The sequence below is a fragment of the Bacillus sp. AY2-1 genome (assembly GCF_008368965.1).
GTDB lineage: Bacteria > Bacillota > Bacilli > Bacillales > Bacillaceae_G > Bacillus_A > Bacillus_A thuringiensis_S.
Genome location: NZ_QPEL01000016.1, coordinates 132,815 through 150,822, shown reverse-complemented (window position 1 = coordinate 150,822; position 18,008 = coordinate 132,815). Strand labels below are relative to the sequence as shown.

Below are 18,008 nucleotides of genomic sequence, written 5' to 3'. Positions count from 1 at the left end.
GTTTTCCGATATTTAGGTGAATGTAATTTGTTAACGGTTACCGAAGTGGGAATGGCTTTGTATAATCGCTCGATAGATTGAAATAAAGGTAGTGACAACAGATGAGAGTAGTTTCAGGAAAATGTAAAGGACACCCACTTAAAGCGGTTCCTGGTAATACAACACGTCCAACGACAGATAAAGTAAAAGAATCTATTTTTAATATGATAGGTCCTTATTTTGATGGTGGTATTGCCCTTGATTTATTTGGTGGTAGTGGTGGTCTTGGAATTGAGGCTTTGAGCAGAGGGATCGATAAAGCGATTTTTGTTGATAGGGATAGTAAAGCGATAAAAGTAATTCATCAAAATTTAGAAAGTTGTAGAATACAGGAACAAGCTGAAGTATATCGAAATGATGCGGAACGTGCAGTAAAGGCGCTAATAAAACGTGAAATGTCATTCGATCTTATATTAATAGATCCTCCATATAAAGAGCAAAAAATTGTATCTTTAATTAGTGTAATGGATCAACATGGATTGCTGCATAGTGATGGATTAATTATGGCAGAGCATGGTAATGATGTGGTTTTACCTAATTCAATAGGCAGGCTTGTGAAAGTACGAGCTGAGAATTATGGGATTACTGCAATATCGATTTATAAGTATGAAGGTGAGGGGACAGAATGACAAGTATAGCTATTTCTTCAGGAAGTTTTGATCCAATTACCCTTGGGCATCTGGATATTATTAAAAGGGGAGCAAAAGTATTTGATGAGGTGTACGTAGTCGTTTTAAACAATTCATCAAAAAAACCATTCTTTTCAGTTGAAGAGCGATTAGAACTAATTCGAGAAGCGACAAAGGATATCCCGAATGTAAAAGTAGATTCGCATAGTGGGCTGTTAGTAGAGTATGCAAAAATGCGTAATGCAAATGCAATATTACGTGGTTTACGAGCAGTTTCTGATTTTGAATATGAGATGCAAATTACTTCTATGAATCGAAAATTAGATGAAAATATTGAAACATTTTTTATTATGACAAACAACCAATATTCATTTTTAAGCTCGAGTATTGTGAAAGAAGTTGCGAGGTATGGAGGAAGTGTAGTAGATCTTGTACCTCCTATTGTGGAGCGTGCTTTAAAAGAAAAGTTTCAAACCCCGTTAAAGTGAACGGGGTTTTTCTTTATACGTGCGCAAAAATAATAAAATAACATATAAGTATAGACAAAATAATGTAAAAATTGGTCCGTAATGTATAAAAGATGTCCAAATTTCATGTAGTATAGAAGGATGCTTGGATAAAAATACAGGAATATCTTTTGGTATAGGTGAGAAAGAACTCACTTTCTCATAAAATGGTGTCCAAAATACAAATGTAAAAATAGGGGCAAGAATACTTTGAATAATTCGTGCGAAAAAATAGGGTTTAAATCGGATATCTGTTTCAGCTAATATGCTAGCAACTTGTGCCTGAATAGAAAGACCGCTAAATGCTAAAATGAAGCTTGTTACCATAGCTTGTTGTAAGAGCGGTGTTTCATTTATTTGACTAATCATTTGGCTTCCGAGTGTCATTTCGAAAATACCTGATAATATAGGTATACTAAAATCCGTACTTAGTTGGAAGAATGATAAAATATGTTGCATAATAAAAGAAAGAGCTGCTGTAATGTGGAATACAGTAATCATTTTATTTAACACAGAGAATAAAATAATAAATCCGCCAATCATAAGTAATGTTTGAATAGAAGAAACGATAGCATCCCCAAGTAATTTACCGATTGGCCTTTTTTCTTGTAAGCGCGTCTCGTGAAGAATTAAAAAAGGGTTTTGAAAGCGGCGTTTTTTTGTAGTGTGTGTATTATTTTTGTAAGCGATATTATGTCCGTAAAAACGCATAATTAATCCGACGGCAAAGTTACTGAAATAATGGGCAGCCGCTAATATAATTCCTAATTTCGGATTATTAAAAAAACCGATAGACACAGCACCGAAAATAAAAAGTGGATTAGAAGAATTTGTGAAAGAAACGAGGCGCTCCGCTTCAATCTGAGTTAAAAGATTGCTTTTTCGTAGTCTAGCGCTTAATTTGGCGCCTGCAGGGAAACCAGAAGCCATTCCCATGGCCCAAACAAATCCACCTATCCCTGGAACGCGAAAAAGTGGGCGCATGAGTGGTTCTAATATAACGCCAATAAATTTTACAACACCGATACTAATTAGAAGTTCTGCAATGATGAAAAACGGTAGTAGTGAAGGGAATACAACTTCCCACCATATATTTAACCCGCGAATAGAAGCTTGCAAAGCGGCTTGGGGGTGGAGTACAAGAGAAAAGGTTAAAAATAGCGTTGATATGGTAAGGAAAGCGGTTTTCCATTTTTCATACATGTAAGTAAATCCCCCTTTGTCCCAAAAAACGTTCATTTCAGTATACGTGGATACGTAGTGAATTTAGACCATAAGTATGAAAAAGGAATGAAAAAAATTAAAGGGTGAGAAAAATGAAAGAACCAAAGATTGGTTTAGCGCTTGGGTCTGGAGGAGCGAAAGGGTTTGCTCATATTGGTGTAATAAAGGTTTTAAGGGAAGCGGGTATCCCTATTCATATGATTGCAGGAAGTAGTATGGGGGCGCTAATAGGTACGTTTTATGCGGCAAGTAGTAACGTTGAAAGATTGTATAAATTGGCATCTGTTTTTAAGCGGAAGTATTATTTAGATTTCACGGTACCAAAAATGGGATTTATTGCTGGAAAACGTGTCAAAGATATGATTAAAGTGTTTACATATAATAAAAATTTAGAAGAGTTAGATATCCCGACGGCTGTTGTGGCTACTGACATACTGAAGGGGGAAAAAGTGGTTTTTACAAGTGGGCCAGTTGCAGATGCGGTGAGGGCTAGCATATCTGTTCCTGGAGTGTTTGTACCAGAAAAAATAGATGGACGATTATTAGTGGATGGTGGAGTTATTGATCGCATCCCAGTATCGGTTGTGAAAGAGTTAGGGGCCGATATTGTTATCGCTGTTGATGTATCTCCAATTAAGGTGAATGGAGATGTTACGTCCATTTATGACGTAATCATGCAAAGTATTGAAATTATGCAGCATGAGCTTGTAATGAATCGGCAAATTGCATCGGATTTAATGATGCGACCAGCTGTAGAGCAATTTAGTTCACGTGCTTTTACGAACATTGAAGACATTATTCGAGTTGGAGAAGTAGAAGCGGAAAAACATGTTTCAAATATTTATTTATTAATTGAGCAGTGGAAGGAGAAACATAATGTTTAAGCGTTTTCGGTTTATATATGCAATCTTAATAGGGGTTATATTGGCGATGTTACTTGTTTACGTACGTTTACCGTATTATGTAACAAAACCAGGAATGGCTGCCAAATTAGAGCCTTACGTTCAAGTTGAGGGTGGAACGAAAGAATCTGGTGATTTTATGCTTGTTACGGTTTCAATGGGGCCAGCAAATGTGGTGAATTTAATAGCGGCACAGTTTAATAAATATACACATATTTCGAAAGCGGAAGAAATATTGCAAAAAGGTGAGAGTGATGAAGAATATCAATTTCGCCAAAATTATGCGATGAAAGATTCACAAAATGCCGCAATTTATAATGCATATAAACGTGCAAATCGCTCTGTTTTTTTTGAAAATAAAGGTGTATTAGTTGCTGGTGTGGCAAAAGGAATGCCGTCAGAAGGAAAGCTTAAGCTTGGTGATGTTATTATAGCTGTTGACGGAAAAACATTTGAAAAGACGGAGCAATTTATTGAATATATGACTGGGAAAAAAGAAAGCGATGCTGTAAGTATTGAGTACATGAGAAATGGAAAACAATTGAAAGAAAATTTAAATGTAAAGACGATTCCTAATGGAAATGGACGTGTCGGTATAGGTGTTTCTATCGTTACGGAAAGAGAATTAGTGGTCGATCCGAAAGTGAAAATTAATTCTCATGAAATTGGTGGACCATCCGCAGGTTTAATGTTTACATTAGAAATATATAATCAACTTGTGGAAGAAGACTTAACAAAAGGACATGAGATAGCTGGAACAGGTACAATTAATGAAAAAGGAGAAGTGGGCCCAATTGGTGGTATAAATCAAAAAGTGGTGGCTGCTAGCGATGCCGGGGCTGAAGTGTTTTTTGCGCCAAATGAAAAAGGTGCGGAGAAATCGAACTATAAAGATGCACTTGAGACTGCAAAGGATATTAAAACAAAAATGAAAATTATACCAGTGGATACGCTGGATGATGCGTTAACATATTTAGAAAAGATGGATAAGGGAAAAACCTCTCTGAAATAGAGAGGTTTTTTATAGGAATTTTGTAGTTGTTTCATCATAGCGAATAGGATGGTGTGTTATATCCTGTTTTAATAGTTGCGTGCGTAACGGTTCTTGCATGATGGAGAAATATACAGAGTTTGCTTTTTTCTCTATATCTAAAGCGGCATGGTCAAATGTTTTTGTATGAGTAAGGATTGGAAGTTCGATTTTTTTCTTGTTTTTTGAAAGATAAGTTTGACCTTTTTGTGACATGCCTAACAGGCGGATATATGGTGCGTGTTGTTCTATATTTGCGCTACGTATTTCCTCTTTTGTTGTGTTTGTTAAAATGTGTGTACAAGCTCTTTGTAATCTAGTCCATGTATAACGTTTTGTTTTTAATGCTTCCATGAATGAATAGAAGGAGGAACTGTTTTGTATTTTTGATAAAATACGATGCTCTAAACCTTCTTCTATTTCATATATATGTCGTAAGTCCCCTGGAGACATCGTCATGAGTTTATATTTAAAAAATGAAAAGTATTGTTCCCAATTATGTAATATCCCGTAGTTTTGTTTGTAATTTGCTAAAAGCGAAGTGGTTGCCTGTGGGAGAAAAGGTTCAATTGTTGTAAATGATCCTTCTTCGCTAAAGAGTTGTTTTCGGATGCTTGTCGCGCTTGCAATATATTGGTCATTAAATGTTTCATCATGATAATGAGAGGCAAATCTTTGTATAGTTTGAGCTTGTATAGAACTATTCTGTGACAGAATTGCTTTCATATATTGGAAGCCTAAAATATTATTTGGTTGTGACATATCAATGTTGTTTTCGGATGTTAAAATGTGTGAGAAAGCATCTGATGTTGCTTTTGCATAACTATTACCAGTGTCCATGAATTGTTTTACAAGGCAGTTAAAAGTCTCTTCTTCGTTTTTTTGTACGGAGATGGTATTATAAAAGTTTTTGATTTGTCCATCCTCACTACCGAAACAAATTTCAGAAACACGTAGGGCATTTAAAATGGAAATAGCACCATTTGCGAAGGTTTCAGCCTTTTGTGTTGCAAAGACGTATGGAAGCTCTACAACAAGGTCTACGCCGTTTGTTAAGGCCATTTTAGTGCGATACCATTTGGAAATGAGTGCGGGCTCACCACGCTGTAAAAAAGGACCACTCATAACGGCAATTATTATATCGGATTGTGTTAACTTTTTTGTCTGTTGCACATGATAAAGATGACCGTTATGAAAAGGGTTATATTCAACAACAATACCACCAGCTTTTATGGTAATCTCTCCTTTCGATGTAGCATCTTTTTGAAAAACGTGATACTCTATATATTATTTACTATGATGACTTCATTATAGTGTAAAGAAAAAACATTGACAAATATAAAATGGCTAGCTATAATTTTGTTTGTTGCCTTGAGGTGATATGATATGAAATGGTCCATCCATCAATTGAATAAATTGAGAAATAAAGGATTGACATTGGATGAGATGGTAGATGTAAGTGAGCTAAAAGAGGTCGAGAAAGATATTCGTGAAATTAATCCTGTGCATGTAATGGGAAGAGTTGATTTTGGCTCCGGTAAGTTTACGTTTCATCTACATATAACTGGAAGCATGGTTTTACCATGTTCTCGCTCTTTAGTAGATGTGACATTACCATTTGACATTAAAACAACTGAGGTGTTCCAAACTTCACAAGAAGAATTTGAAACTGAAGCTGAAATTCATTCTTTAGAAGGAGAAGTACTTGACTTACTGCCCGTAATCAAGGAAAATATACTTTTGGAGATTCCAATGCAAATTTTCAGTGATGATGTTTCTGGTGGAGCACCGACGCAAGGTCAAGACTGGCAAGTGATTTCGGAAGAAGACAAAGAAAAGACTGTTGATCCAAGATTGGCAGGACTTGCAAAGTTTTTTGACAAATAATCGGAAGACTGGTTCAGGCCTTCATATGAAAATAACTATTTCTTTTAAGGAGGTGGGAAGAATGGCTGTACCTTTTAGAAGAACTTCTAAAACAGTAAAAAGAAAGCGTCGTACGCATTTCAAATTATCAGTACCTGGTATGGTAGAGTGCCCAAGCTGTGGTGAAGCGAAATTAGCTCACCGTGTATGTAAAGCATGCGGTACTTACAAAGGTAAAGAAGTAATCAGCAAGTAATTGCGGGAAAATAAACGCAGAAGATATCTTCTGCGTTTATTTTTTTTGTCTTAATCTTTAGTTGTTGTATTCTATCTTTTCTAGTAACTGCATATGCTTAATAAAAAATGCATAGGGAGGACTAGAGAGATGGCGACAACAAGACAAGATGCTTGGACTGATGATGAAGATTTGCTTCTGGCAGAAGTAGTACTCCGGCATATTCGAGAAGGTGGAACACAACTTTCTGCCTTTAAGGAAGTGGGAAAAAATTTATCACGTACACCAGCAGCATGTGGATTTAGATGGAATTCTTACGTAAGAAAGCAATATAAAGAACGTATTGAGGAAGCAAAGCAACTTCGTAAAGTAGAAAATTATGAAGTGAAAGAGACGAAGGTGTTAGAACCTACGTCAATTACGTTGAATGATGTTATTGACTTCTTGCAAAATTATAAAGATGAAAACTCTTTAACGGTGTTGCAACAACAAGTTGAATCATTACAAACAGAAAGAGAGCGCCTTCTGGAGCGATTATCAGTATATGAGGAAGAGTATAGAACATTACTTGATTATATCGATCAAAAAAGAAGTGTAATGGTAGTGGAAAGAAACAACGCTCGCTCGAATGAAAAGTTAGAGAAGCTTAAGAAATAAAAAACAGCTGTTATACAGCTGTTTTTTTTTATTTATTTATTAAGCCGATTCTTCGTTTGTAACCGCATTCAAATTTGTTTCTGGATGCCAAATATAAAAATCTCCATCAGTTACTGATACGGGGTTGAAACTTAATTTATCCCAAAAACCAGATGAATGAATACGCGCTATCGTTTTAATAGGAAATTGCATTTGTTTCGCATGATTTACAAGCATTTGCCCGAATCCTTGTTTTTGAAAAGTTGGTAATACTTCAAGTTTATAAAGTTCTAGGTAAGGACCTGTAATTTCGAATGGTTCTCCGCCGTTTCTTTTCATATATAGACTCATACGTGCAATTAGTGATCCGCCATAATAAATACCGTAAAATGGAGATTCACTGTCGTTTTCAATAATGTTTGCTTGCAATTCTTCCAGCATAGATAGTTCTTGGGCTCCGCACCCTTTAAATTTTTTAAATTCATCTAACGTTTTATAATTGATGAGCAAGCGCTCAACTTTTGGGAATCCCATTACATCACATCCTTTTCTTATCTCGTTGAATGCAGAAAAGTAAAAATATTTACAAAAATAGTATAACTCATTTTTTTATTTTTATGAAGAAGATAGTATATTTCTTTTATTATTTTTTTGAGGATTTGCTAAATTAAGAGTATAAGTGTATTAATAGGCAGTATATACGTAGTGAAAAATGAGAGTGTATTTGTTTGGCAGAGGACAACGAAATTATAGGGCGTGCTCATGTACTTTAAAAAGATATAAAAAAAGGGGGGCGGCAAGGGTGCTTAATGTGAATCCCTTGTGTGAAAATGAAAATTGGAATTGTCGGACCAGGTGCTATTGGTCTATTGTATACATTTTATTTACAAAAAAGTAACCAAAATGTTACGTTGTTTACAAGAACAGCTAAGCAGGCTGAAGAGTTAAATGAAACAGGTGTAACTTGTATTAGAGATAGAACATGTGAAACAGTATATCCATCTGTTTTACCGATAGAAAGTATAGTAGCGCAAAATTTAGATTATATATTTATTGCTGTGAAGCAATATCATATAGATGACATACTACCGTTTGTGGAAGGGGCAGCATCATTAATCTTTTTGCAAAACGGAATGTCACATCTTCAAAAGATGCTGAACATAGGGTGTGAAAATATAGCTGTTGGTATTGTAGAACATGGTGCGAAAAAAGAGGGAGGGCATATCGTTCATCATACTGGAGTTGGGGTAACGAAATTTGGAGTGGTTTGTGGTCAATCTATACATTTCGAAAGTGTATTCCATTCTTTTCCCGTTTCTTATTTTCCAGTTCAAATAGAAACGGATTGGAAAGAGATTATGCATAAAAAATTAGTGGTAAATGTATGTATCAATCCGTTGACGGCGTTATTGGGAGTTAAGAATGGTGAATTAATCAAGAATCGTTTTTTTTATCAAATGATGGAGCAAGTGTTTCAGGAGGTCGCCTTTCTTATTAGAGGAGAAAAAGAGATGGTATGGCAAATGGTACGCAATGTGTGTGAAGGAACGTCTCGTAATACATCCTCTATGCTAGCCGATGTAAGAGCGAATAGACAGACGGAAATTAATGCGATTGTTGGATATGTATTAGAAGAGGCTAAGAAACAGCAACGACCAGTTCCGACACTTCAATTTTTGTTCGATGCAATAAAAGGGTTAGAAACAAGAGTATAAGTGTTATTCTTTGCTTTTACGTGAAACATTGACTACAATGTGGATTGGTGAGAGAACTGGATACGAAAGGAAGAATTATATGGAGATAAAAGAAATCTCTGTTCCGCAACAAGGTGTTGTAGCGGACTATATGAACGGTAAAAAAGAGATACAGTCATGTTTTGATTATATGTTAACAGAAGATGCTTTTAAACAGCGTTTACATGATTTGCGTGAAAGGGAGTTTTTCCGCCAAGATTTAGTAGCGCATTTATTAGAATATAATACAAAATTACAAGCGGGAGAATCTACACTTCAAAATGTAAAAGCGCTTGGAGATGAAAATACATATGTTGTAATAGCTGGACAACAAGCGGGGTTATTAACTGGACCGCTTTATACAATTCATAAAGTTATTTCAATTTTAAAGCTTGCAAAGGAAAAAGAAGAAAGTTTAGGGGTGAAAGTTGTCCCTGTCTTCTGGATTGCGGGTGAAGACCATGATATGGATGAGATTAACCATACTTTTTTAGCGAAAAATAAAAAGATGAAAAAAACTATTTTTTATGATCGTAATCCGAAAAAGGCGAGTGCTTCTGAGTCTGAACTTTCTGTTGAAGATTGTAGAAATTGGATTGAAGAGATTTTTAAAACATATCCAGAAACAAATTTTACAAAGGATGTATTAAAATTTGTTGATGATGCTTTGGAAAAATCGAATACGTATGTAGATTTCTTTGCTCATCTTATTACGAAAATCTTTGCTAATTCTGGTTTAATCCTTGTTGATTCACATCATCCTGAATTAAGAAAGTTAGAAATTCCATTTTTTAAGCGAATTATAAGTAAGTATAAAGAGGTACAAGAGGGCCTTCGTAATCAGCAGGAAGTAATTAAAGAACTAGGATACAAACCGATTATTGAAACGAAGTCTCATGCAGTGCATATATTTATGGAAATAGATAATGAACGAGTATTGCTTGAAGAGCATCAAGGTAAGTTTGTTGGAAAGGATGGGGCGCATTCATTTTCATACGAAGAGTTGATTGAAGAGATGGAGAGAAATCCGGCACGTTTTAGTAATAATGTTGTAACACGTCCTCTTATGCAAGAGTATGTATTTCCTACGCTCGCATTTATTGGAGGTCCAGGGGAATTAGCTTATTGGAGTGAATTACAACAAGTATTCCATACTGTCGGTTTTCAAATGCCACCTGTCGTTCCTCGTCTTACAATTACTTATGTGGAGAGATGTATAGCGACAGATTTATTCGATCTGCAATTGAGAGAAAGTGATCCGTTTTTAAATGATGTCGATAAACTGCGTGAAAACTGGTTGTCTAATCAAATAGAGGAACCGATTGATAATCATTTTGAAAAGGCGAAAAAAGAAATTGCCGATATTCATACATCTTTACAGCAATTTGTAAAGAAAATAGAGCCGGGGTTAAGTGCGTTTGCAGGGAAAAACGAATTGAAAATTAATGAACAAATTGAACTGCTGGAAAGAATGTTGAAAAAAAATGTTGAGAAAAAGTATGAGGTTCAGCTAAATAAATTTCGCCGTATACAATTCGCACTTCGTCCATTAGGTGCGCCGCAAGAACGTGTGTGGAATGTATGTTATTATTTAAATCAGTTTGGTTTGGATTTCGTTGATCGTGTAATGGAAAACCCTTTTTCTTGGGACGGAAAACATCATGTTATAAAACTATAAAATCTTGCTCCTTGGAGCAGGATTTTATTTTTATTCCGTTGAATTTACTGTGAAGTGATTTTTTTCTGAATTATCAATCGGAAAAATAGATATGGTAATTGTGTTGGATACTTAAATATATGACAAAATAGCACAAAATGTAAACGTATTATTCGCTTTTTCGACAGTTTTTTATTTAAATTCCCGCAAAAGATGATAAAATTTAGTATATAATAAAAGAAAATAGCGATTTGTATAGTATGTTGCCTTTATTGGTAAGTTAAATGAGTCGTTCTTTCGTATTATTTCATTCTCTAAGCGTGAAAGATGTGTTTAGAGGAAGGGATACATTCAACATAATTAATTGGAAAAAGAGTAGGTGCAACAATGTTTAAACACGTAACAGTGCTTTTAAAGGAAACAGTAGACGGCTTAGATATAAAGCCAGATGGTACATATGTAGATTGTACACTGGGGGGAGGAGGACATAGTTCTTATTTATTATCCCAATTAACTGAAGGTGGAAAATTAATAGCGTTTGATCAAGATGAGATAGCGATTCAAAACGCGAAAGAAAAGTTCTCTTCATACGGTGAACAGTTTATAACAGTAAAGAGTAATTTCCGCTATTTAGCTGAAAAACTGCAGGAAATAGGTATAACAGAAGTAGACGGTATTTTATTTGATTTAGGTGTTTCATCCCCACAATTAGATACACCAGAGCGAGGCTTTAGTTATCATCATGATGCACCGTTAGATATGCGGATGGATCAAGATGCCCCATTAACAGCATATGATGTTGTAAATAGTTGGTCATATGAACAACTTGTAAGGATTTTCTTCCAATACGGTGAAGAGAAATTTTCAAAACAAATTGCAAGAAAAATTGAAGTTTATCGTGAGAATAAAGCTATTGAAACGACAGGAGAATTAGTAGAGCTAATTAAAGAAGGTATTCCGGCTCCTGCTCGTAGAACTGGTGGGCATCCTGCTAAGCGAGTGTTTCAGGCAATTCGTATAGCTGTAAATGATGAATTAAAAGTATTTGAAGAAGCATTGGAATCTGCTATTGAGATGGTTAAGCCAGGTGGAAGAGTTAGTGTTATAACATTCCATTCATTAGAAGATCGTATTTGTAAAACAACGTTTAAGCGAAATAGTACAACGCCACAATTGCCGCCAGGATTACCGATTATTCCTGATGAATTTAAGCCGAAATTAAAGCTTATTACAAGAAAACCGATTTTACCTTCTGATATAGAGCTAGAAGAAAATAATCGTGCGCGTTCTGCGAAGTTGAGAATCGCTGAAAAACGATAAAAGGGAGAGAGAGGTATGACTAATTTAGCTGTAAAGTACAAACAACAAGCGCAAGAAGAGGTGCAAATTCAAACGCCCCCACAGCAGATGGTTAAGCCGAAAGTTAAAGCGAAAATTACAAGAATCGAAAAACTGTTGTATGTAGCGTTTATTGGCTTTTTATTGTATGCCTGTGTCGCGTTTATTGGAAATAAAGCAGGCCTTTATCAAGTTAATGTAGAAGCAGCGACGATAGAAGAAAAAATTGTACAGCAGCAAAAAGAAAATCAAGAATTACAAGCTGAAGTAGAGAAGTTAAGTCGCTATGAACGAATCGCTGAAGTTGCAAAAAAACACGGGCTAGAAATTAATGCGAATAATGTGAAAGGCCTCAAATAAGGCAATAGGTGTGAAGGAACGATGAAGAAGAATATGACTAAATTTCATACCAATAAGGGAGCAGGTTATTTTATGATATTTTTCCTCCTGCTCTTTTTGCTGTTATTAGCCCGATTTTTTTACATACAATCAACAGGAACAGTTCATAATCAAGATTTAGATGCACTTGCTAAACAAAAGCATAGTAAAACAGGAGTTCTTGAAGCGAACAGAGGAACCATTTATGATCAAAACGGTCATGTGTTAGCGCAAGACGCAAACTCTTATAAAATAGTAGCCGCCCTAAAAGGTGCTAACTCTGTTGAGAATAAAGAAGATACTGCAAAGAAAATTGCAGGAGTACTTGGAAAAGGCGAAGAGGATATTTTAGCTTCTTTAAATAAGGAAGGTAGAAGTCAAGTCGAATTTGGAACGTTAGGTAAGGATTTGACGAAAGAAAAGAAGGAACAAATAGAAGCGTTGAAGTTGCCGGGAATATCTTTTATTACAGAAAATGCAAGGGTGTATCCAAACGGTGATTTCGCATCTTACGTTATAGGTCATGCAAAACCAAATGAGAATGGAACCTCGGTAGGTCAATTTGGCATAGAGAAAAGCTTGGATAAATATTTAAGTGCTTCTAACGGAGAAGTAGCATATACAGGTGACCGTAAAGGTGTGTCTCTTGATGGTGGAAAAGTTAATGTAAAGGCACCTAAAAATGGAGATAACGCGTATTTAACAATTGATCACCGTGTCCAAAGTTATTTAGAAGACGCGATGAAAGCAGCAAGTAAGCAATATGAACCAGAAAGTTTAATAGGGATTGTTGCAGATCCGAAAACTGGAAAAATATTAGCGACGTCTACTAAACCTAGTTATGACCCTAATGATCGTCAAATTAAATATTTCTTCAATGACGCAATTGCCAATGCATTTGAACCTGGATCAACAATGAAAATTTTCACGTTAGCGGCAGCTATTAATGAAGGTGTGTACAAAGGGCAAGATTATTATCAGTCCGGGACATATCAAGTTGGAAATAGGAAAATAAAAGATCATAACGGCGGTGCTGGTTGGGGCTCTATCACGTTTGATGAAGGGGTAGAACGTTCTTCAAACGTAGCGTTTGCAATTTTAGGAGATCAAAAACTTGGTCCAGAACGTTTCCGAAAATATATTCATAGTTTTGGATTAGATGAAAAAACGAACATTGATTTATCAGGTGAAGGATCGAATACAATTTTATTTGATCAGCAAATACAACAAGTGACAACAGCTTTTGGACAAGGTTCCACTGTAACACCAATTCAGCTTGTACAAGCTGCAACAGCTATTGCAAATGATGGGAAAATGATGAAACCTTATGCAATTGATAAAATTGTAGATCCGATAACAGGGAAAGTAAAATTAGAACATAAGCCAGAAGAAGTAGGAAAACCTGTTACAAAGGAAACAGCAGCGCAAGTAAGACAGTTATTAGAACGTGTTGTTACATCTCCGAAAGGTACAGGGACAGCTTATAAAATTGATGGATATTCAGTTGGTGGTAAAACAGGTACAGCGCAAATTCCGGATGGAAAAGGCGGCTATATGACAGGAAGACAGAATTATATATTCTCATTCTTAGGTATGGCACCAATGGACGACCCACAACTTGTTGTGTATGTAGCTGTAAAACAGCCGAAATTAAAAGATGATGAGAACGGTGCACAGCCTTTAGCTGATATTTTTAAATATGTAACAAAAAATAGTTTAGAGTATTTAAAGATTAAGCCAAATGAAGTGAAAGATCCGAAAAAACATCTGAAAGAGCAACAAACTACTGTTCCAGATGTAACTGGTAAAACGATGGCTGAAGCGGGGAAAGCAATTGATAAAGCAAAACTTCGTCCAATCGTATTAGGTGAAGGGAAAGTACAGCAACAAGTACCAAAAGCGACTGAACAAACATTGAAAGGCGACCGAGTCTTCTTGGTAGGAGATAAACCTACAATGCCAAATATACAAGGATGGGCACTGCGTGATGTTATGAATTTAGCGAAGACATTACAGCTTAACTTGAAGCCTTCTGGTACAGGATACGTAACAGAACAAAGTGTGGCGGAAGGAACATTATTACAACCGGGTACAGAATTAGGTGTCACACTCGTACCGCCACTTGAACCACAACAAGAAGCAGAAAAGCCGTAATGGTAAAAGAGAAGAAGTTCTAATTAAATAAGTACAAGCATATATTGGAACAAGCTAGGCGTAAGGGAGGCTTGTTCCGATATGCGTGTATCAAATGTAACAGTTAGAAAACGACTTATTTTTATACTTATATCAGGTATACTTATCTTCACTATTATCGATATTCGTCTTGGATATGTGCAATTTTTTCTTGGGAATATGTTAACGGATCGTGCGAAAGATTCATGGAGTCGTAATATTACTTTTGAACCCGAACGTGGGAAAATTTTAGACCGAAATGGTGTGGAACTTGCCACGAATAAAAGTGCTCCAACTGTCTTTGTTGTACCGAGGCAAATTGAAAAACCAGCAGAGACTGCAGAGAAGTTAGCTGCAGTATTAGGTGTGGAAAAAGATGAGATTTATAAGAGGATTACAAAAAAAGAATCGATTGTAAGGTTAGATAAAGGCGGAAGGAAAATATCACATGACAAAGCGAAAGAGGTACGAGGCTTAAGTTTGAAGGGCGTGTATATCGCAGAGGATTCTATCCGGTACTATCCATTTGGGAATTTTTTATCACATGTATTAGGTTTTGCAGGTAGCGATAACCAAGGTCTTATGGGACTAGAAAAATATTATGATAAGGAGCTAAATGGGGACAAAGGTCATGTGCGTTTTTTTGCAGATGCGAAAGGACAAAGGATGCCTAATGTTGGTGATGATTTCAAAAAACCAGAAGCTGGTTTAAATTTAGGATTAACAATCGATGCGCGTATTACAAGGATTATGGAAAGAGAAATGAATATTGCGGAGTCAACTTATAATCCAGACGGTATGATTGCGATTGCAATGAATCCTAAAAATGGTGAAATTTTAGGTATGTCTAGTCGGCCGAGTTTTGATCCAGCGGATTTTCAAAGTGTCTCTCCAGAAGTGTATAACAGAAATCTACCTGTGTGGAGTACGTATGAGCCTGGTTCAACATTTAAGATCATTACATTAGCTGCAGCATTGAATGAAAATTTAGTAGACTTAGAGAAGGATACGTTTTATGATGATGGAGCAGCTGAAGTCGGTGGAGCTAGATTGAAATGCTGGAAAGCAGGAGGTCATGGCAGTCAAACGTTTTTAGAAGTCGTTCAAAACTCATGTAACCCGGGATTTATTGAACTTGGTGATCGCCTTGGTAAAGACCGATTATTTAAATACATTCGTAATTTTGGTTTTGGGCAGAAGACTGGAATTGACTTGCAAGGTGAAGGTAGTGGGATTTTATTTAATTTAGATAAAGTTGGTCCAGTAGAGCAAGCAACAACTTCATTCGGCCAAGGGGTTTCTGTTACACCAATTCAACAAGTAGCAGCTGTAGCGGCGGCTGTAAATGGTGGAACATTGTATCAGCCGTATATAGCTAAGGAGTTTATTGATTCAAAAAATAATCAAGTTGTTAGTAAAAAGACACCTGTTGAGAAAAGAAAAGTTATTTCCAAGGAAACTTCAGAAAAAGTTCGTTATGCATTAGAGAATGTTGTAGCGAAAGGTTCTGGTAAAGGAGCTTATATTGATGGATATCGTGTAGGTGGAAAAACGGGTACTGCTCAAAAGGTGAAAGATGGTAAATATTTAGAGAATAATTATATTGTATCTTTTATCGGATTTGCCCCAGCGGATGATCCAGAGATTGTTGTGTATGTTGCTGTGGATAATCCAAAAGGGGTTACACAGTTTGGTGGAGTGGTAGCAGCTCCAATTGTCGGGAATATCCTTCGAGATGCTCTTCCTGTTATGGGAGTGAAACCGAGAAAAGAACAAGTTGAGAAAGAATATAAATGGGGCGATACACCAACTGTGGAAGTTCCGAATTTAATTGGAATGAAAAAGAAAGACTTACAAACACAACTCGTCGATTTGCAGCTTGATATAAGTGGAGATGGAGAGAAAGTAATTAAGCAATCACCAGAAGCGGGAGCTAAAGTAAAAGAAGGCTCAAAAATTAGAATTTACTTCGGGAATTAAAGGTAACATAGTACGTTTTATGGTACAATTGGTGGAAGTGAGTTCTTTATAGAACAGTTACTTAATGTGAGACAATAAGTGTCTCATTCATAAATAGGCCAGTAGCACTTACCTCCTTATATAGGAGGTAATGTGTTGCTTACTGAAAAAAAGATAAATAAACAATGTAGAGAGGGTTTAGTGAAATGAAGTTGCATACACTTTTATCATGTTTGCATGATTTTCCAGTTGTTCCAAAAGAAAATCCAGAAATCACATCTATAGAAGCTGATTCACGTAAAGTGAAAGAAGGAAGCTTATTTGTATGTATGAAAGGATATACGGTTGATAGCCATGATTTTGCTAAGCAAGCAGCGGCACAAGGAGCGGCTGCTATTGTTGCGGAAAGACCAATTGATGTTGACGTTCCAGTTGTACTTGTGAAAAATACTTTTCGTTCGTTAGCGGTTTTAGCTGATTATTTTTATGGTCAACCGACACACAAGTTACATTTAATCGGAATTACAGGTACAAATGGAAAGACAACAACATCGCATATTATGGATGAGATTATGCGAGCACATGGTCATAAAACAGGGCTAATTGGGACGATTAATATGAAAATCGGTGATGAAACATTTGAGGTGAAAAATACAACACCAGATGCACTAACACTTCAACAGACGTTTTCAAAAATGGTTGAACAAGGTGTGGACAGCACGGTAATGGAAGTTTCGTCACATGCGTTAGATCTTGGTCGTGTACACGGATGTGATTACGATGTAGCGGTGTTTACGAATTTAACACAAGATCATTTAGATTATCATAAAACGATGGAAGAATATAAACATGCAAAAGGGTTACTATTTGCACAGCTTGGCAATAGTTATAATCATAATCGTGAAAAGTACGCTGTGCTGAATAGCGATGATAATGTAACAGAAGAGTATATGAGAAGTACTGCAGCAACAGTTGTAACATATGGTATTGATACAACAAGTGACATTATGGCAAAAAATATCGTTATGACGAGTGGTGGGACTACATTTACGCTTGTCACACCGTATGAAAGTGTAAATGTTACGATGAAATTAATAGGTAAATTCAATGTATATAACGTACTTGCAGCAACAGCAGCAGGACTTGTTTCGGGTGTGAAATTACAAACAATCATTGCTGTTATAAAAGAACTAGCTGGGGTTCCAGGACGTTTTGAAGTTGTTGATGGCGGACAAAATTATACAGTTATTGTTGATTACGCGCATACGCCGGATAGTTTAGAAAATGTATTAAAAACTGCAAAACAATTTGCAAAAGGTGATGTGTATTGTATCGTTGGTTGTGGCGGCGATAGGGATCGAACAAAGAGACCGATAATGGCAAGTGTTGCAACAAAATATGCAACTCATGCAATTTATACATCAGATAATCCAAGAAGTGAAGATCCAGCGGCTATTTTAGATGATATGGTACAGGGTGCAAGTGGGAATAATTATGAAGTGATTATTGATAGAAAAGAAGCGATACACCATGCGATCGCTAATGTGAAAGCAGATGATATCATTATTATTGCTGGTAAGGGTCATGAAACGTATCAAATTATTGGTAAAGAAGTTCATCATTTTGATGATCGTGAAGTTGCGAAAGAAGCAATTACAGGGCGTTTAAACAACGAAGAGTAACAACGTGAGAGGAGGACTACAT

17 protein-coding genes are annotated in these 18,008 nt (G+C 36.1%); 14 read left to right on the top strand and 3 right to left on the bottom strand.

The genetic code is table 11. The features are described from left to right. The first annotated feature begins 101 nt into the window (after nucleotides 1–101). Complete coding sequence (gene rsmD / locus DN403_RS03600; RefSeq protein ID WP_001266977.1) at nucleotides 102–668, top strand: 16S rRNA (guanine(966)-N(2))-methyltransferase RsmD; 567 nt, start codon at nucleotides 102–104, stop codon at nucleotides 666–668. After that, a complete protein-coding gene (gene coaD / locus DN403_RS03595; RefSeq protein ID WP_000200601.1) occupies nucleotides 665–1,156 on the top strand; it encodes a pantetheine-phosphate adenylyltransferase in 492 nt (163 codons plus the stop codon). The genes rsmD and coaD overlap by 4 nt, the downstream gene beginning before the upstream one ends. On the opposite strand, the gene ylbJ is transcribed toward coaD, so the two are convergent. Beyond that, nucleotides 1,148–2,377, bottom strand: coding sequence for a sporulation integral membrane protein YlbJ (gene ylbJ / locus DN403_RS03590; protein WP_016098920.1), 1,230 nt, complete (start codon nucleotides 2,375–2,377; stop codon nucleotides 1,148–1,150). The two genes, coaD and ylbJ, sit on opposite strands and share 9 nt — an antisense overlap. A 113-nt stretch (nucleotides 2,378–2,490) precedes the next feature. On the opposite strand from ylbJ, the gene DN403_RS03585 reads away from it, so the two are divergent. Both DN403_RS03585 and DN403_RS03580 read left to right on the top strand, forming a co-directional pair. Continuing rightward, entirely contained in the window at nucleotides 2,491–3,282 is a 792-nt protein-coding gene (locus DN403_RS03585) for a patatin-like phospholipase family protein (RefSeq protein ID WP_074789108.1), read from the top strand. Next, the gene (locus DN403_RS03580; RefSeq protein ID WP_000476293.1) at nucleotides 3,275–4,312 is read left to right on the top strand and encodes a SepM family pheromone-processing serine protease; all 1,038 of its coding nucleotides are present in this window, start codon (nucleotides 3,275–3,277) and stop codon (nucleotides 4,310–4,312) included. Before DN403_RS03585 ends, DN403_RS03580 begins: the two co-directional genes overlap by 8 nt. A 9-nt stretch (nucleotides 4,313–4,321) precedes the next feature. Here the strand turns inward: DN403_RS03580 and DN403_RS03575 are convergent, their stop codons facing one another. Beyond that, nucleotides 4,322–5,503: a nucleotidyltransferase gene (locus tag DN403_RS03575; protein ID WP_255451752.1), complete on the bottom strand. Its 1,182-nt coding sequence runs from the start codon at nucleotides 5,501–5,503 to the stop codon at nucleotides 4,322–4,324. 213 nt (nucleotides 5,504–5,716) lie between these two features. On the opposite strand from DN403_RS03575, the gene DN403_RS03570 reads away from it, so the two are divergent. From DN403_RS03570 to DN403_RS03560, 3 genes are all read left to right on the top strand, one after another. Then, nucleotides 5,717–6,217 carry a YceD family protein gene (locus DN403_RS03570; protein WP_000872137.1) on the top strand — a complete coding sequence of 167 codons (501 nt, stop codon included), beginning with the start codon at nucleotides 5,717–5,719 and terminating at the stop codon, nucleotides 6,215–6,217. Between the two features lie 61 nt (nucleotides 6,218–6,278). Then, complete coding sequence (gene rpmF / locus DN403_RS03565; protein WP_001984764.1) at nucleotides 6,279–6,452, top strand: 50S ribosomal protein L32; 174 nt, start codon at nucleotides 6,279–6,281, stop codon at nucleotides 6,450–6,452. Nucleotides 6,453–6,581: 129 nt separating this feature from the next. After that, complete coding sequence (locus DN403_RS03560; protein ID WP_000246470.1) at nucleotides 6,582–7,088, top strand: RsfA family transcriptional regulator; 507 nt, start codon at nucleotides 6,582–6,584, stop codon at nucleotides 7,086–7,088. A gap of 39 nt (nucleotides 7,089–7,127) precedes the next feature. Here DN403_RS03560 and DN403_RS03555 read toward each other — a convergent pair whose 3' ends face one another. Continuing rightward, nucleotides 7,128–7,601, bottom strand: a complete 474-nt coding sequence (locus tag DN403_RS03555; protein WP_000506698.1) for an N-acetyltransferase — start codon at nucleotides 7,599–7,601, stop codon at nucleotides 7,128–7,130. 296 nt (nucleotides 7,602–7,897) lie between these two features. Between DN403_RS03555 and panE the strand changes: the two genes are divergently transcribed. The 7 genes from panE to murE all read left to right on the top strand — a co-directional run bounded on the left by panE (nucleotide 7,898) and on the right by murE (nucleotide 17,986). After that, complete coding sequence (gene panE / locus DN403_RS03550; RefSeq protein ID WP_149185309.1) at nucleotides 7,898–8,782, top strand: 2-dehydropantoate 2-reductase; 885 nt, start codon at nucleotides 7,898–7,900, stop codon at nucleotides 8,780–8,782. Nucleotides 8,783–8,861: 79 nt separating this feature from the next. Further along, a complete protein-coding gene (gene bshC, locus DN403_RS03545; protein ID WP_000403034.1) occupies nucleotides 8,862–10,478 on the top strand; it encodes a bacillithiol biosynthesis cysteine-adding enzyme BshC in 1,617 nt (538 codons plus the stop codon). A gap of 366 nt (nucleotides 10,479–10,844) precedes the next feature. Then, a complete protein-coding gene (gene rsmH / locus DN403_RS03540) occupies nucleotides 10,845–11,777 on the top strand; it encodes a 16S rRNA (cytosine(1402)-N(4))-methyltransferase RsmH (protein ID WP_149185304.1) in 933 nt (310 codons plus the stop codon). A gap of 15 nt (nucleotides 11,778–11,792) precedes the next feature. Continuing rightward, nucleotides 11,793–12,155: a cell division protein FtsL gene (gene ftsL, locus DN403_RS03535; protein WP_000182806.1), complete on the top strand. Its 363-nt coding sequence runs from the start codon at nucleotides 11,793–11,795 to the stop codon at nucleotides 12,153–12,155. Between the two features lie 21 nt (nucleotides 12,156–12,176). Next, nucleotides 12,177–14,327: a penicillin-binding protein gene (locus tag DN403_RS03530; RefSeq protein WP_000739962.1), complete on the top strand. Its 2,151-nt coding sequence runs from the start codon at nucleotides 12,177–12,179 to the stop codon at nucleotides 14,325–14,327. An 81-nt stretch (nucleotides 14,328–14,408) separates the two neighbouring features. Beyond that, on the top strand, nucleotides 14,409–16,325 hold the full coding sequence (locus DN403_RS03525; protein WP_017763550.1) for a stage V sporulation protein D: 1,917 nt from the start codon (nucleotides 14,409–14,411) through the stop codon (nucleotides 16,323–16,325). A gap of 185 nt (nucleotides 16,326–16,510) precedes the next feature. Beyond that, nucleotides 16,511–17,986, top strand: a complete 1,476-nt coding sequence (gene murE / locus DN403_RS03520) for a UDP-N-acetylmuramoyl-L-alanyl-D-glutamate--2,6-diaminopimelate ligase (protein ID WP_000766291.1) — start codon at nucleotides 16,511–16,513, stop codon at nucleotides 17,984–17,986. The last annotated feature ends 22 nt before the right edge of the window (nucleotides 17,987–18,008 follow it).